The sequence below is a fragment of the Brevibacterium sp. BRM-1 genome, assembly GCF_026802075.1.
GTDB classification, from domain to species: domain Bacteria; phylum Actinomycetota; class Actinomycetes; order Actinomycetales; family Brevibacteriaceae; genus Brevibacterium; species Brevibacterium rongguiense.
The window spans coordinates 2,244,763-2,260,302 of the sequence record NZ_CP113788.1 but is presented as its reverse complement, the minus strand read 5'-3'; the positions used below and the strand labels follow the sequence as shown (position 1 = coordinate 2,260,302).

At 65.0% G+C, this 15,540-nt stretch carries 15 protein-coding genes and 1 other annotated feature; of the genes, 10 read left to right on the top strand and 5 right to left on the bottom strand.

Translation table 11 applies throughout. From position 1 onward, the window contains the following. The first annotated feature begins 113 nt into the window (after nucleotides 1-113). A complete protein-coding gene (locus tag BRM1_RS09975; RefSeq protein ID WP_268525573.1) occupies nucleotides 114-1,304 on the top strand; it encodes an acyl-CoA dehydrogenase family protein in 1,191 nt (396 codons plus the stop codon). 72 nt (nucleotides 1,305-1,376) lie between these two features. Here the strand turns inward: BRM1_RS09975 and BRM1_RS09970 are convergent, their stop codons facing one another. Further along, on the bottom strand, nucleotides 1,377-1,679 hold the full coding sequence (locus tag BRM1_RS09970; protein ID WP_442864241.1) for a DUF3072 domain-containing protein: 303 nt from the start codon (nucleotides 1,677-1,679) through the stop codon (nucleotides 1,377-1,379). Between the two features lie 154 nt (nucleotides 1,680-1,833). Further along, nucleotides 1,834-2,094 (bottom strand): hypothetical protein, encoded by a 261-nt coding sequence (locus BRM1_RS09965; RefSeq protein ID WP_160951980.1) that lies wholly within the window; start codon nucleotides 2,092-2,094, stop codon nucleotides 1,834-1,836. A 213-nt stretch (nucleotides 2,095-2,307) separates the two neighbouring features. Between BRM1_RS09965 and BRM1_RS09960 the strand changes: the two genes are divergently transcribed. After that, nucleotides 2,308-2,784, top strand: coding sequence for a VOC family protein (locus tag BRM1_RS09960; protein WP_160951979.1), 477 nt, complete (start codon nucleotides 2,308-2,310; stop codon nucleotides 2,782-2,784). Between the two features lie 234 nt (nucleotides 2,785-3,018). Beyond that, a complete protein-coding gene (locus BRM1_RS09955; RefSeq protein WP_268525570.1) occupies nucleotides 3,019-5,832 on the top strand; it encodes a cation-translocating P-type ATPase in 2,814 nt (937 codons plus the stop codon). A gap of 356 nt (nucleotides 5,833-6,188) precedes the next feature. Here the strand turns inward: BRM1_RS09955 and BRM1_RS09950 are convergent, their stop codons facing one another. Together BRM1_RS09950 and BRM1_RS09945 are read right to left on the bottom strand one after the other, a co-directional pair. After that, the gene (locus tag BRM1_RS09950; protein WP_268525568.1) at nucleotides 6,189-7,235 is read right to left on the bottom strand and encodes an NADP-dependent oxidoreductase; all 1,047 of its coding nucleotides are present in this window, start codon (nucleotides 7,233-7,235) and stop codon (nucleotides 6,189-6,191) included. A 77-nt stretch (nucleotides 7,236-7,312) separates the two neighbouring features. Next, the gene (locus BRM1_RS09945) at nucleotides 7,313-7,699 is read right to left on the bottom strand and encodes a DUF1304 domain-containing protein (RefSeq protein WP_114045794.1); all 387 of its coding nucleotides are present in this window, start codon (nucleotides 7,697-7,699) and stop codon (nucleotides 7,313-7,315) included. A 90-nt stretch (nucleotides 7,700-7,789) separates the two neighbouring features. Here BRM1_RS09945 and BRM1_RS09940 point away from each other — a divergent pair, with 90 nt between their 5' ends. The 7 genes from BRM1_RS09940 (at nucleotide 7,790) to BRM1_RS09905 (ending at nucleotide 14,437) form a co-directional block, all read left to right on the top strand. Next, on the top strand, nucleotides 7,790-8,368 hold the full coding sequence (locus tag BRM1_RS09940; protein ID WP_268525566.1) for a TetR/AcrR family transcriptional regulator: 579 nt from the start codon (nucleotides 7,790-7,792) through the stop codon (nucleotides 8,366-8,368). Nucleotides 8,369-8,593: 225 nt separating this feature from the next. Next, nucleotides 8,594-9,166: a hypothetical protein gene (locus BRM1_RS09935; protein WP_268525565.1), complete on the top strand. Its 573-nt coding sequence runs from the start codon at nucleotides 8,594-8,596 to the stop codon at nucleotides 9,164-9,166. Nucleotides 9,167-9,538: 372 nt separating this feature from the next. Beyond that, the gene (locus BRM1_RS14070; RefSeq protein WP_160951977.1) at nucleotides 9,539-9,850 is read left to right on the top strand and encodes a transposase; all 312 of its coding nucleotides are present in this window, start codon (nucleotides 9,539-9,541) and stop codon (nucleotides 9,848-9,850) included. Continuing rightward, nucleotides 9,811-9,940: a sequence feature (AL1L pseudoknot), on the top strand. It overlaps the preceding gene by 40 nt. A 77-nt stretch (nucleotides 9,941-10,017) precedes the next feature. Continuing rightward, on the top strand, nucleotides 10,018-10,209 hold the full coding sequence (locus tag BRM1_RS09920) for a hypothetical protein (protein WP_202410702.1): 192 nt from the start codon (nucleotides 10,018-10,020) through the stop codon (nucleotides 10,207-10,209). A gap of 32 nt (nucleotides 10,210-10,241) precedes the next feature. After that, complete coding sequence (locus BRM1_RS09915) at nucleotides 10,242-11,525, top strand: nitrilase-related carbon-nitrogen hydrolase (protein ID WP_160951976.1); 1,284 nt, start codon at nucleotides 10,242-10,244, stop codon at nucleotides 11,523-11,525. Nucleotides 11,526-12,461: 936 nt separating this feature from the next. After that, the gene (locus BRM1_RS09910; protein ID WP_268525564.1) at nucleotides 12,462-13,871 is read left to right on the top strand and encodes a hypothetical protein; all 1,410 of its coding nucleotides are present in this window, start codon (nucleotides 12,462-12,464) and stop codon (nucleotides 13,869-13,871) included. A gap of 140 nt (nucleotides 13,872-14,011) precedes the next feature. Next, the gene (locus BRM1_RS09905; protein ID WP_268525563.1) at nucleotides 14,012-14,437 is read left to right on the top strand and encodes a hypothetical protein; all 426 of its coding nucleotides are present in this window, start codon (nucleotides 14,012-14,014) and stop codon (nucleotides 14,435-14,437) included. A gap of 524 nt (nucleotides 14,438-14,961) precedes the next feature. On the opposite strand, the gene BRM1_RS09900 is transcribed toward BRM1_RS09905, so the two are convergent. Beyond that, nucleotides 14,962-15,528: a hypothetical protein gene (locus BRM1_RS09900; RefSeq protein ID WP_160951973.1), complete on the bottom strand. Its 567-nt coding sequence runs from the start codon at nucleotides 15,526-15,528 to the stop codon at nucleotides 14,962-14,964. Between the last annotated feature and the right edge of the window lie 12 nt (nucleotides 15,529-15,540).

Here is a 15,540-nt window from a genome sequence, read left to right as displayed (position 1 = left end):
GAGCGCACGCCCCCTTGGGGCGGAACGGCCTGACGGACCCGGCCGGCGGCTCCTAAGCTGGGCCCATGACCGGTCGCACCGCTGCGGCCCCGCCCCCTCCGAAAGGACGCGCGATGACGAGCGCAGCCCACGTCGAGCCCGCCGATCTCATCTCCTTCGACTCCCTGCTGAGTGCCGAGGAGATCGCCCTGCGCGACGAGGTGCGCGCCTTCGTGCAGGCGGAGATCAAGCCGCACATCTCCGGCTGGTTCGAGGACGCGCACTTCCCCCTCGAGCTGGTCCCGGAGCTCGGCCGCCGGGGGCTGCTCGGCATGCACCTGACCGGCTACGGCTGCGCGGGCCGCTCGGCCGTGGACTACGGGCTGGCCGGAGCGGAGCTCGAGGCCGGTGACTCGGGCCTGCGGACGTTCGTCTCCGTGCAGGGCTCGCTGGCCATGTCCGCGATCCACAAGCACGGCACCGAGGAGCAGAAGCAGGAGTGGCTGCCGCGCATGGCCGCGGGCGAGGCGATCGGCTGCTTCGGGCTGACCGAGCCGGAGGCGGGTTCCGACCCGGCCTCCATGCAGACGTTCGCGCGCCGCGACGGGTCCGGCGATGATGCCGACTGGATCATCAGCGGCACGAAGCGCTGGATCGGCCTGGCGAACGTGGCGCAGGTGGCGATCATCTGGGCCCAGACCGACGACGGGGTGCGCGGCTTCGTCGTGCCCACCGAGACCCGGGGCTACACCGCGCGCGTCATCGAGCCCAAGCTGTCCATGCGCGCGTCCATCCAGTGCGAGATCTCGCTCGACGAGGTGCGCTTGCCCGCCGCCGCGGTCCTCGAGGGCACCGGGCTCGGCGGGCCCTTCTCCTGCCTCAACGAGGCCCGCTACGGGATCATGTGGGGCGTGATGGGGGCTGCGCGCGACGCCTTCGAAGACGCCCTCGCCTACGCGCAGCAGCGCCGGCAGTTCGACCGCTCGATCGCATCGTTCCAGCTGACACAGCGCAAGCTCGTCGACATGGCGCTCGAGATCAACAAGGGCTTCCTGCTCGCCCTGCACCTGGGCCGCATGAAGGACGCGGGCACACTCGACCACCGGCAGATCTCCGTGGGCAAGCTCAACAACTGCCGCGAGGCCATCGCGATCGCCCGCGAGGCGCGCACGATCCTGGGCGGCAACGGCATCACGCTCGAGCACTCGCCGTTGCGCCACGCCAACAACCTCGAGGCCGTGCGCACCTACGAGGGCACGGACGAGGTCCACACGCTCATCCTGGGCAACTGGCTTACGGGCGAGGCGGCGTTCGGCGCGGACTGAGCAATCGCCCTCGGGGCAGCAGCGCGCGGCCCACGCGCGTGCTGCGAAGCCCGGGCACCCCGGCCGGTGAGCTCAGGAATGCTTGCCCTGGAGCCGGTCGATGTGCTCGGATGCCTGCGCCTTCGTGAGGTTCGCCGGCAGCTCCTCCCCCGCCTCCTTGGCGAGCGTGTCGAGGTAGGACTTCTGCGCCTCGGTCATCGGATCGTCGCCGCTGACCCACTCCTCGGGGTCCTTCTGCAGGTTGGAGCCCTGCGCATCGCCGGTGGCCCCGATCGTCTCCTGCTGCTCGGGTCCGGCCTGCTGGGACTCCGGCGGCTTGGCTCCCGGCTGTCCCGGCTGGGGCTGCTGGGGTTGCTGGTCCATCGACTCGCTCATCGCACTCTCCTTCTCGACCGGCTGCCGCACTGCTCGGCGGAATGCCCCCATGCTAGTACCGACCCCCGGCGCCTCCCGGGCTCGCGCCACACGCCTGCGCCCCGGCGGATCACCACCCGGGCACAGGCGCCGCGCTTGTCTCAGAGCGATGGTCTCAGGCGTTCTCGTCGCGCGCCCTGTCCGCCTGGGACAGGTCGCTCGCCGCAACCGAGCGCTCTGCCTCGGTGCCGCCGTTCTGCATGACGTCGGAGGCCTCCGTGGCGACATCGGGGCTCGTCTCGCCCCCTCGTCCGCCGGACTGACGCAGGGCGCTCGCGGCTACCGCGCGCTCCTCCTCGGTGGAATTGGGGTCCTGCATGATGCGGCTGGCCTCGGACGCATCCATGTTCCCGGTGTGTGCGCTGTTCTCGGACATGGCTCCACTCTCCTTCGCTGGGCCCCGCCCCGTTGCGGCGCCCGTGTTTCGATCGTCGTACCGGCAACCGGTGGTGTCCAGGCCCCGCCGCCGAGGCGCGGGCCGGCTTCCCCACCCGTCCCGCGCCTCGGGCGCGAGCACCCGCTGCGGCTCCGCCGCGCGACACTGGGAGCGGTGGGAACCGCCCGCCGACCCGTTGCCCCGGGAGGCCCCATGCGCATCGACAGACTCGACCACCTCGTGCTCACGGTGGCAGACATCGACGCGACCGTCCGGTTCTACACCGAGGTGCTCGGCATGGAGCTCGTCCGCTTCGGCGCGGGCAGGCTCGCGCTGCGCTTCGGGGACAGCAAGATCAACCTCCACGAGGCCGGCCGCGAGGTCGAACCGCACGCACTGCGTCCCACCCCCGGCAGCGCGGACCTCTGCCTCGTCCTCGCCGGGGAGCCCTCCGAGGCCCTCGCCGGTGCCCGGGCCCGTCTCGCCGAGCACAGGGTGGCCATCGAACTGGGTCCCGTGGAGCGCACGGGTGCGCGCGGAGGCATCGAGAGCCTCTACGTCCGCGACCCCGACGCCAACCTCATCGAACTCAGCGTCTACCCCGCTGCCGCACCGGGTGCGGGTGCCGGGATGCAGCCTGGCGCGAATGCAGGTACCGACTCGGGCGCGGACGCGGCCGGCATCCCCTGAGCGGCCGGGCCCCAGCACGCAGCCCACCCTCCCCACCCCAGCCCGCGAACCGGCTCCGGGCGGCAGGCTCCCCTGCCGGCATCATGCATTCCGCAGGACTCCGCGTCGGCACCGCTGACCACCGCGCCACCGCCATCGCGCTGCACCGCCGGCCCGCGGTCAAGCGGTGAGAGCAGCGGTCCCAGGCGACGGGAATCCGCGCACATAGATCGATGAGATCACTAGGCTCGGTCTATGGAAGCCCACCCCGATCCCCGTCCCGCCTCCGCACCGGCAGCACCCGGTGCACCCGCCGGACCCTCCGACGAGACGCCGGTGGACCAGCCGTGGGCGCGCAGCGGTGAGGAGGCGCTGGAGGCCCTCGCCGCCTCGGGAACGGAGGGCCTGAGCCAGACCCAGGCGGCCGAGCGCCTGGCCGCGCACGGCCGCAACGAGCTCACGGCCGCCCCGCCCACTCCGTGGTGGGCGCGGGTGCTGCGGCTGCTCAACGAGCCCCTGACCTATCTGCTGCTCGCGGCGATCGGCGTCTCGCTGGTCGCGTGGGCGATCGAGGGCCGCCAGGGGCTGCCGGTGGATGCGATCGTCGTGGGGGCCGTCATCGTCCTCAACACCGTCATCGGGCTGGTCCAGGAGCTCAAGGCCGCCGATGCCGTCGCCGCGCTGCGCACGATGGCCTCCCCCACCGCCGTCGTCACCCGCGACGGCGCCCAGCGCAGCATCCCGGTCGCGGAGCTGGTTCCCGGCGACCTCCTCCATCTGGACGAGGGCGATGCGATCCCCGCGGATGCGCGCATCCTGCGCGCCGGCCGGCTCATGGTCGCCGAGGCCGCGCTGACCGGCGAATCCGTGCCGGTCGAGAAGTCCGCCCCGCCGGTGGCGGCGGACGCTGACCTGGCCGAGCGCACCTCCATGGTCCACGCCGGCACCGCCGTCACCCAGGGCAGCGCCGTCGCGCTCGTGACCGGCACGGGCGCGGATACGGAGATCGGCCGGATCGCCGGCATGATCGCCGCGGCCCCGGAGACCGTCACGCCCCTGCAGCGGGAGATGGCGGCGGTCGGCAGGATGCTCACGGTGGCGGTCGTCGCCATCGCGCTCGTCACCATGGTCACGGCCTACCTCGTGACCGATGACCACTCGCTCGAGAGCGTCGTGACGATCCTCCTGCTGGGCGTCTCGCTGGCCGTGGCCGCGGTGCCGGAGGGCCTGACCGCCATCGTCTCCGTCGTGCTGGCACTCGGCGTGCGCCGCATGGCCACGCGCAACGCCATCGTCAAGCAGCTCGATGCGGTCGAGGCGCTGGGCTCGGCCGGGGTCGTGGCCACGGACAAGACGGGCACGCTCACCCTCAACGAGATGACCGTCGAGGCCGTGCTCACCGGGAATGGGCGCGTGGAGCCCGCCGACCCACGCGCAGCGGAGGTCCTGGCCCTGGGGTCGCTCGCCTCGAACGCCCGTCTGACGGCCGATGGGGCGATCGGCGATCCCACCGAGCTCGCGTTCCTCACCGCCTGCCGCGACGAGGGCGTCGAGGTGCCCGCCTGGCGGCGCCTCGACGAGCTGCCCTTCAGCTCCGAGCGCAAGCGCATGTCCGTCCTCTTCGCCCCGCCCGAGGCGCCCACCCGCCTGGTCACGAAGGGCGCCCCCGATGTGGTGCTGGGCCTGTGCGAGCGCGTGCGCACCGCCGAAGGCGATGTCGAGCTCACCGCCCAGGCGCGCGAGCGCCTCGAGGCCGGCATCGAGACCCTGGCTGGGCAGGCGTACCGCACGCTGGCCGTGGCGGAGAAGGAGGTCCCCGCGGCGACCCCGGCACAGGCGGAGGAAAGGACTGCCCCGGCGGGCGGCATCGCCGAGTCCGACGAGCGCGGCCTCACGCTGGTGGGTATCGCGGCGATGATCGATCCGCCGCGCCCCGAGGCGGCCCAGGCCATCGCGCAGGCCCAGCACGCGGGCATCCGCGTCATGATGATCACCGGGGACCATCCGGTGACCGCGCAGCGCATCGCCTCGGACCTCGGCATCGAGCACGCGCACGCGCTCACCGGGCGCGAGCTGCGCGCGATGGACGATGCGCAGCTGGCCGAGGCCATCGAACGGTCCTCCGTGTTCGCCCGCGTGGATCCCAGCCACAAGCTGCGAATCGTCGAGGCCCTCCAGCACAGCGGCAAGGCCGTCGCCATGACCGGCGACGGCGTCAACGACGCCCCGGCCCTCAAGCGCGCTGACATCGGCGTGGCCATGGGGATCACGGGCACCAAGGTCTCGCGCGATGCCGCGACAATGATCCTCGCCGACGACAACTTCGCCACGATCATCGCCGCCGTCAAGCAGGGCCGCGGAATCTTCGCCAACCTCACGAAGGTGCTGCGCTACCTGCTGTCATCGAACATGGGCGAGGTCTTCACCGTCTTCGGCGGGGTGGTGCTGGCCGGGCTTCTGGGCCTCCTGGGGCCCGACGGCGCCATGCTGCTGCCGCTGCTCGCCACCCAGATCCTGTGGGTCAACCTCGTCACGGATTCAATGCCGGCCCTGGCCCTGGGCGTGGAGCCGGTGGAGGACGAGGTCATGGACGCCCCGCCGCGCGACATGTCCAAGCGAGCACTCGACCGGGGCGAGTGGCTGCGGATCCTGGGCACCGGCCTGGTCATGGGGGTCCTCGCGCTGGGCTCACTGGACTGGTGCCTGCCCGGCGGGCTCTTCGACGGCGGTGACGACATCACAACGAGCCGCACGGTGGCATTCACGGTGCTCGTCTTCCTGCAGCTGGCGAACACACTGAGCGTGCGGCACGCCCGCCGCTCGATGTTCTCCCACCTCTTCGCCAACGGCTGGCTGTGGTCCGCGATCGGCCTCACGGTTGCCCTGCAGGCCCTCGTCGTCTACGTTCCGGTGCTCAACACCGCGTTCTCCACGGCCCCGCTCGACGCCGCGCACTGGGGCATAGTGGGAGCCTGCGTCGTGCTCTTCATCGCGTGCGAGGAGCTGCGCAAAGCGATCGCGCGAGGACTGCGGCGGCGCAGGCAGGCGCTCAGCCCCGAGACTAAGTGAAGCGAGCGCTGCGCACAGCAAACGGCCCCGGATCTCCGCTGCTGCCAGCGGCGATCCGGGGCCGTTCGACGAGTGCTGTCTCAAAGTACTCGAGTGGACGCGGGTGGACTCAAACCGAACACCTGGCAGAGGTTCGAGCGGCTCGGCACCGCGTGGGAACAGGCGAAACTCGGTCTTGGCGACGAGCCGCGAGGTGCCGCCGACGATGAACCCGGAGTCGTAGTGAACGCTAGGAGACGAGCTAGAACACCTCTGACGGACAGCTAAGTGGACGCTATTACGCCACGTCTCCACGGTGCCGGAGCGTTGCCCGCGGATGAGGCCGCCGTCGACGGGAACTACGAGGGTGTCGTCCCTCACGCGTGCGCCTCCTCCTCGCCGCGGGTGTCGGTGGGGATGCGGACGAGCATCTTGCCGGTGTTCGCGCCGCGCATCATGTCCAGGAACGCATCCACGGTGTGGTCGATGCCGTCGACGATGGTCTCGTCGTAGGCGATCTTTCCCTCGGCGAACCAGGGAGCGATCTTCTCCTGGAACTCCGCGCCCAGCTGCAGGTAGGCGGCCAGGGTGAAGCCCTTCAGGGTGAGGGCGCGGGTGATGACGTTGGCGAGGTTGTCCGGACCCGGGGCGCGTTCGGTGGTGTTGTATCCCGCGATCGCCCCGCACAGTGCTGCCCGTCCGCCGTCGTTGAAGACGTCGAGGGCCGCTTCGAGGTGGTCGCCGCCGACGTTGTCGAAGAATACGTCGATGCCCGCGGGGGCGGCTTGGGCGAGCTGGCCGCGCACGTCACCGTTCTTGTAGTTGAAGGCCACGTCGTACCCGTACTTCTCGGTGAGCAGGGCGAGCTTCTCGTCGCTGCCGGCAGAGCCGATGACACGGTCGGCGCCGAGGAGCTTCGCGAGCTGTCCGACCGCGGTTCCCACCGCGCCCGCAGCGCCGGAGACGAACACCGTCTCACCCGGCTGCAGCTTCGCGATCGCCGTCAACCCGACGTACGCCGTCAGCCCCGTCACCCCGAGAATGTGCAGGCGCAGGGAGGACGGCACGCCGGGAAGATCTGGCACGGCGCGGAACGTCGAGGCGGCATCCTGCACGAGGTCACTCCACCCGTGCTGGTGCAGCACCAACGCACCCACCGGCAACTCCGGCGCCTCCGAGGCGACGACGCGGCCGATCGCACCACCGGTGATCGTCTCACCGAGCTGGTACGGGGCGACATAGCTGCGGACGTCGTTCATCCGCCCCCGCATGTACGGGTCGACCGACACGAACTCGTTCCGCACCCGCACATGCCCGGCCTCGAGCGCCCCCAACGGCACCGTCACGGTGCGTAAATCGTCGTGGGTGGGCCAACCCTGCGGGCGGGCGGCGAGCTGGATCTGCGTGCTGACAGGCGTGGACATGACTGATGATACTTCTCAAAGCAACAACGAACAGTTCCGGGCGCCGGGCGCATACCCCCGGCATGGCAACGAAACGACTACAGGGCGACGCCGATGGCCAAGGCGATCACCCCGAGCAGCGGCAGGATACCCTGCTTGAGCGCGGCGCCGCGCTTGTCGGGGCTGGAGGCGAACAGCACGAGCGCAGCGGCAGCCATCGACCCCGCACCGGTGAACACGAGGGCCGCGCCGACCGCTGTCGCACCCGTGGCGAGGAAGACGATGCCCGCGACGACGGCGATCGCGAGGAACAGGTTGTAGAAGCCCTGGTTGAACGCAAGACTCTTCGTCGCCTCCGCTTCTTCGACCGTGGTCCCGAACGTGGCGCGCGCCTTCGCGCCCGTCCAGGCGATGGACTCCATGTAGAAGATGTAGACGTGGATCAGCGCCGCCAACCCGGCGAGCACGAGACCTGCGATGACCATGATGCGTTCCCTCTCCGGACTCCTGCCCGTTCTGTAATGACTCTTCCAGTATATACTGGACTGAACGTTACGGAACGAGCGAGGTGCAACATGGCCCGGACGCAGGCCTTCGACCGCGACACTGTCGTGCGCGCCGCCCGCACAGTGTTCTGGGAACACGGCTACGACGGCGCCTCCATCCCCGAACTCGAGGAAGCGACCGGCATCCGCCGCTCCAGCCTGTACAACACCTTCGGCTCGAAGCGCGGTCTCTTCGACGAGGCCGTCCAGTCATACCTCGACGAGGTCATCCGCCCCCGCCTGCGCCCATTCAAGGCCGACCCCGTCGCGCCCGATGCCCTCACGGACTACCTAACCGGGCTGTGGGACGCGTTCGGCAACCTCGACTCCATGCCCGCCACCAACGGGTGTCTCCTGGTGAACACCGCGAGGGAACCCATCGCTCACGACTCCGCAGTGGCACAGCTCGTTGCCGAGTATCGGGCAGAGCTCGCCTCGGCGATGAGGCGGGGCGTACACGCCCAGCGACCCGCATCGTTAGCCACGCAGACAGACGATCTCGCGGAGAACATCGTGGCGCTCGTGATCGCGGCCTTCGCACTCGCCCGAGTCGACTCCACCCAGGCCCGCCACAACCTCACCCTCGCACTCCGCCTCGCCCACGACTGAGCTGAGACGGCCGATACGAGCAGACCGTGGCCGAAGACACCCGCGTCGTCCCTGTTCCCGCTGACGAACTCGCCAAGAAGGCGACGTGACGGCGCTCACCGCCGTCTGACGGCGGTCCGGCGCCACCCCACCACGGCGGCGCCTGCCCGGACCTGGAGAACCGCGAGATCTCGGCGCGGACCAGTCGCCGCCACTTTCGTGCCAGGACGCGCCTCCCCCGATTGCATGGGCAACCAGCGCTCACATCGAGACACAGGCAACGCTCGCTGCTACCGGGACATCGCGATCACCGAGGTCGAGTACGCGGCGCTCGCGGCGCAGGTTGAGGCCGCGTTCGACGAACGCCTCGCCTCCCGTTCCCAAGAACTGGCCGAGCTGACCGAGAACCGCAAGCGGCTCCAGAACGAGAGCGACAAGCTGCTCGCCGCGCACTTCGCCGACGCGATCGACCTCGACACCCTCAAGCGTCACCAAGACCGCATCCGCGCCGGCCTCGCTGACATAGACCGTCGGCTCGCCAGCGAGCACGACCACCACGAGGGATCATGTAAGCAACTCAGCACCGCACTCCGCCTGCTGGTCGACTGCGCCACCCTCTACGCACGGACCGACGAGCACGGCAAGCGGCTGGCGAACCAAGCCTTCACTGATGGCATCGAGATCAGCGAGGACGAGCAGGCGACGATCCGACTCGCCGAGCCCTTCACCGCCCTCACACCGGCATCAACCGATGTCAGGTGTTCTAGTACGTCTTCAATGGTGGAGGTAAGGGGACTCGAACCCCTAACCCCCTGTTAGCGGGCACCGTTTTTCGTGAGTTTCCGTGGGGTGCCGTGTGCCGCGGATTCTAGGGGCGCAACAGGGTTAGGTGCCCCAGACTGTTTCCGCTAGTTTCCGTGGGGTTGCGTTGAAAAAGATGAGTAAGCGTGGGGTTGGTCAAGTCTCTGCACTCATCGAGGAAGCACCCCTGTTGGGCGCGCAGCGTGCCGGCTGACAGCGCGACCGTGGCTCCGCGACCCCTGGGTACACGACAGCGTGTAACCCAGTGCCTCACTACTGAGGACCCATGCAGGGGTCCGCGCTAGTGCGGACCCTCGCGGGCGCCGTGAAGTGTTCCTGGTTTGATAGAGAGTGAGCGGGTGATCCCGAACCAAGGAGCAGACACTCACTATGCCAGCAGTATCGAAGTACCCCGAGGAGCTCAAGGCCAGGGCGACGCGGCTGACCGTCGAGGCCCGGAAAGACCCGGACACGCGTAACGGCGCGATTGCGCGGATCGCTGACCAGTGCGGGGTGAAGCGGGAAGCCCTGAGGATGTGGGTCCGCAAGGCCGAAGCCGACGAGATCCCCGTTGAGACAGAAGACGCCGCCGCGACCATCCGCCGGCTGGAGAAGGAGAACCGGGAGCTGCGCCGCTCGAATAGCATCCTGAAGTCCGCCGCGGCTTTTTTCGCCGCGGAGTTCGACCGCCCACAGAAGTAATCGTCTGCTTCATCGACGAGCACAAGCATCGATGGGGTATCGAACCGATCTGCCGCGTCCTGACCGAGGAATTCGGCATCAAGATCGCCCCGTCAACCTACTACGCCTACACGTCCCGGCCGCCATCGCCGCGGGCCGTGCGGGATGCTGCCCTGAAGGAAGAGATCATGACTATCCATGCCCACGAGCACATGAAGGTGTATGGGATCTTCGAGGTCACCGACGACATCGTGGAGAACTGGGAGAAGTACGCGCTCATCGTCAGCGATGTGTTGCCGTTCGACCGTGCGCTGGACGCGCTGGAGCTGGCCCGGACCCCCGGAGCCGCGGAGAAGGTCGTCGTCGTCAACGAGGACTGAGGTCCACCGTCCGCTCGGTTAGAGTGAACGGCATGGCGCGAACGAGCCTACGGGAGCAGGCGACGTGGGGCATCGTGTTTCTGTGCGGCGGCGCGCTGGCGACTGCGACGTTTGTCGACCGGTGGTGGGTTCAGGTGCTTCCACTGTTCTGCATTGCTCCCGTGTTTGTCGCCATGCGGCGGGCGAAGCCCAGTCGTCACTACCCGGCCGGCCTCGTCTTCTTCGGCGCGTGGCTGCTGCCTACGACGTATTGGTATTACTCGTTCATGCCCGTGTGGCTCGCGTTCTTGGCCAGCGTCGGTTTCGTCGCCCTGATCGCGAACCTCTTCAGACTCTTCGCACTGCGCCTCCCGTTCTGGGCGGTTCTGGTTCTTGTGGCGGCCGTGTGGTCGGCGCTGACATTTGCACGCATGCACCTCCCGGTGACCGAGGACTGGTGGCTCCCTCACCTGGGGTACGCGGTATGGAGGAACAGCGGGCTGCTGCAGTTCGCGGCGCTTGGGGGCGAGGCCGTTGTCGAGGCAGGGGTCCTCGCCTCGAACGTCGTGGTGGCGCTGTTGATCGTGTCGTTTCGTCCCTGGGTGGCGGTGGCCGGAATGTGCGCCCTTGGCGGCGCGGTCGTCGTGGCAGATGTCCGGGTGTGGGATTCGGAGCCGGATGCGGTGCCGCAGGTGGTGAGCGTTCAGCAGATGACCGTCGGCGGGGTCGATGTTCCGGCCACCGCGCGAGACATCCGCACACTCACGGAGACAAGCGCCGCCGCGCTCAAGACTCTCGATGGCGACGCACGGCGAATAGTGGTCTGGCCGGAGAACTCCGTGCCGGAGGCGCAGCGTTTACTCGTCGAGTCGGCCGCTCGAGACCTCGACGCCTCCGTTGTGTATCACTCGGCCGAGATGCGCGGCGATGAGCGCTTCAAGCGGGTCATCGTCCTCAACGAGCGCGGCGACGAGGTGCTCTCGAACACCAAGGCACACATCGCACCCGACGAGAGCGGCACGGGGGCTTTCTCGAACCGCCACGTCTCGTGGGCAGACTGGTCGATCACGGCCTACGTCTGCTACGACATGCACTATCCCGATAGCGTGCGGCGAGTCGCGGGAGCCGACATCGTGTTCGTTCCGATCAACGATGCGGCTTATGGCGGGTTGCAGCAGCGGTTCCACAAGGCCGACCTTGCCATCCGGGCGGTACAGAGCCGCGCCAGCATGATTTCCGCTTCGACGAACGGGCCAACCGTGTTCATCGACAAGCATGGCGTCGTCCGGGACGAGCTTCAACCGGTGACCGCCGGTGTCATCACGGTCAAGAAGTAGGACGGAGCGGGTTCCGGATGACGACGCCTGCTGGTCGTGACCTGGCTTGGCTGCGTCATACGACAGCCGGATCATGTCCCGACCGAGTGCAGCACATCGACGATCTCTTCGCGTGCCCCGCTTCCGTGCCATCCGCCGGGCACCAGAACAGATCGTTTAGTAATGGTGTGAACACTGCGGTGATGGCTAGGCGGTTGCGGGTGAGTCAGCGGTCGGTACAACGATGGGTCCGGCACGGGCTGCCGACAGTTCGGGAGGCGCGGCTCTTTCGTGGTTGGCGTCCGTTGCAGAGCACCCTAAACATGGAACAAGAGAAGCTGCGGAACGCTATAGAAGCTCGGCGTTCGTTGGCTCTCGGACGGGGGCGGGGTGTCCTTCCATCGTGGCAAAGAAGCGGATGGCTAAAAGAGCATGTGGTCTGGGTAAGGCGCGTTAGCCGCGTGGGTGAGTGGCAGCCGGTGCTGCGTGTGCAATCTTCTCGTGTAGATGCAGAAGAAGGTAGTCGAGTTCTGAGATGGCTTAGTGCCTCGATAGAGGGCAATGACCAGTTGGCATGGGAAGCCGGTCTGCCTGATCAGTTCCGCGAAGATACGGGCATAGTGGCGCTGATGCGAGTTCCTACATCGTTCGATTCGGAAACTGTTAAATACCGACTCCTGGAGGAGATGCGGCAATACCGGATCCGAGGAAAGATGATCGGGTGGTGTAGAGCGGGGCACAGCTTGCTTTGGCTGGAGAACGGAAAAATTTTCCACTCTAGCTTCGTTTGCTTGAAAAGCAAGAGGGTAGAAAAATTCAGCGAAGGCCATGAAAATCAGCAATGTGGGTGTAGAGTCGATCGAAATCGGCCGAGATTCAGTAGATATATTGAATACTCAATGTATTTTAACTTCAGACGTCGATTGCCACAAATAATCACCGATAAGGAGAGAAATTGTGAAACGGATGCTAGCTGCTGCGACATTGGGTCTGATAGTACTACCTGTCGCTACTACGCAAATCGCTGCGCAAGCAGTAGAATCTAAAACTGCCAGTTCCAGTTTTCAAAAGGTTGTTAAAGCAGTTCCACCTGCTGGTAAAGCTAAAACACTGCGGACCAACAGCGCGGTACCTAAAACCTCCTCCAAACTAGTGCTAGCGCAACCGAACGCGAATTCGAGCCAGTTAACTACTCTTAACAGGGAATTGAGTAAACAGGCAAGAGCTGCGTCAGCAGAAGCATCGTCATTGTCATCTCTAAATACGGTTTATTTTGAAACCGATAATAAGAATCGCATTATAGATCGGTATATTGGTTCCAGCCCGCAACGCGTCATCGATGACAGAACTGGACAGACTTCATTTAATTGGTCTGCGAACAGTAAAAGCGTTAATCTGTCCTGGTGGAAGCCGAAAGGGGTTTCTGCGACTTGGGTAATTAGCAAAAACGGTCAACCAATAGCGAAAACCGATTCTACGAGTTTCACTGATAACTCGGTTGACCGCAGTCGAGTTAACGAATATTCTGTCGAGGCGCAGGTAGAACAGCTGAAGAAGTCAAACGATCCAGACTCGAAGTATACACATGCGTATAGCTACGGCACAGAAGTTCCTAAAGGCGAAAAAGTTCCGGTCAATGAGTCAGTCGAAAGCAAATCGGTTCTAAGTGCTGCGGCGAACGCGGATATTATGCCTAAGAATGCTGCACTAGCGAAGGCCAAAGTAGCACAAGGCTCGGCCCAGTTCCGGTACGCATCTTTCATTCCAGATAAGAAGATCAAGCAGCCTCCGTTTTGCTCGAATGGATTCGACTCCCATCACGGTGACGGTAGGGCCTTCAGGAACTCGAAGACCATCAACAGTAATCTGAGTTCTAGGGGCGAGAACCAGGCTGGGGTTACGGTCCAGGGTAATAAGAACCACTTGGACTTTACGAAAAAGCACGTCGGAGAGACTATCGCTTACAAAAAGGATGGATCTGTAGCGGATCGTAAAACTGCTAGCGATTCAGGACTTAGCACCACACTGGGCAGTTATGGGATACTCCCGGATATTCGCTTTAAACAGTCTATCGGAAACCCTCTGTGTGATGTTCTTGCTGTGGGGAAAGCACCCGCAATCGACGTAGATATGCACGCGATTTTCGACCCTTCTGGATCAACTGAAGTAAAGGGTAGTCACGACGGGGCACCAAATCACGAGCTAACCTACAATTTGGCTAATAGTAAGGGACGTAGTTACGGTTGCCTCTACCGCTTCCAGTACAGCAGCTTCAATAGCTTGCTGCCACCTATGGACGTGACGGTTAATAGGTACTCGACTCCTATGAACGGTAAGTTCCCAAGGGACTGTGCCATACGCAAATGATGGTGGTTGATAGGCAGTAAGAGCGTCAGAGCTTGAGGGTTGGTGGACATATCGTTTCCATCAACCCTCAAGCAGTCTTGTTTAATGCGCCGTTTCATTTACTGAGGCTCCACGGTTAGAATAACACACATGAAGCAGGCGTGTCAAATCTTGACACTTATTATCATGGAGGCACTGTGGGGTTTGTAAATGTGATAAATGTAGGCGCGCGACGTCTTCAGTTTTCGTTCGCGGTAGCAGCCGTTGTTGTTTTTTGTGTTGCCTTCTCGCTGTACCGTTTTTCGATTTCAAGTGCCGGATTTTTGGCGTTTTACGCACTTCTTCCGGGGCTGCTATCGTCTATCGTTCTTTATTTTGTGTTTTGGTCTCGAGAAGTTTTGCAATGGATCGTGTCTATAGCTTCTCTTCTGGTAGTCCTTGGTGTTTGCGAAGTCATTTATAATACTTGGGGAGAGTGGTGGACGCCTGGTGATTATCTTGGGTATCTGCTATTTGGTGTGCCTGTTCTGGTGCTGGCTATTATTATCCGCCTACTAATAGGTGTGTTGCCCAGTAGACAAAAATGATTGTGTTCCGCAGTCTCTTTTTGCTTCGGGGTTGTCCATGTTATTGCGGCCGTATATGACTGCGATCAGGCGCCGAGCAGGTGAGGTTTGGCAGAGGAGTTCTTCGAGAATACTTGAATCGTGCCCTTCTGGCTGTGTCTGTTGGTGGCGACGCTGAGATTGTGGGTACCGGTTTCTCGGCGAGGTGTGAGACTTAACGACAGAACTGTCGCAAAGGTCACCAGGAGTCCAACACAACGGGCGGGGTACGCGGCCGGTTAGTGCTAGATGCTCAAAATTGAGCACAAGGCCACCACACCACGGGTACACGAAAGCGCCCGCCCCAGCCGAAACCGGGACGGGCACGAACTACCAGCAGCACACCAGTCAGCGGAACCGCTCGAGGCGACCACTGATCTGCGAGAGCATCTCGAGGTCCTCCCCCTCCACCACACCGGCGTGCTGCGCACGCTCCTCAAGGTCCGCTAGACGCCGCAACTCCACCTGCAACAGTGTGTGATTGCGCCAATCCCGCCAGTCCACTCTCACAGCTGCACACCCGCCGCGATGACCTCCGAGAGAGCCTCGTTCGGTTCGACCGCGTAGAACTCATCCAGTGGGCCAGGACGCTTCCCGTGCTCGAGGTAGAAGCGGATGAGGCCGGCGTGATTCTTCGCAGCCTCCACCTTGTCGCCCAAGTCCTCCGACTTCGGCACGTCGCGCCACCTGCCCTGCGGCCCCTCGTGCCACTCCTCAACCGGCGCGTACTCCACACCGTCAAGGTCGCGCAGCTGATCCACCAGAGCTCTCACCCTCCCGGCGTGCTTGTCTGCCTCCCGCTGGGCCTGCACCGCGGCCTTGTCCAGGTTGGCTGCTTCGTCCTCTAGGTGCTTGCGGTACACGTCCACTAACCGCTGCCGGGCCTCCACAGCCGCCGCGTCATAGGCACGTGCCTCCCGCTCCTTGGCCTGCACCTTCACGGTGATGCGCTCAGCGGCAGACGGGTCATCCAAGATCGCGGCCCCTGAGGTCTGGTCAAGCTCCGCACTCTCAGCGCGGGCACGCTCAGCCTTCGCCTCCCACTCCTCAACGGTCGCAGTCGCCTTGCTCACGGCGGCACTCAG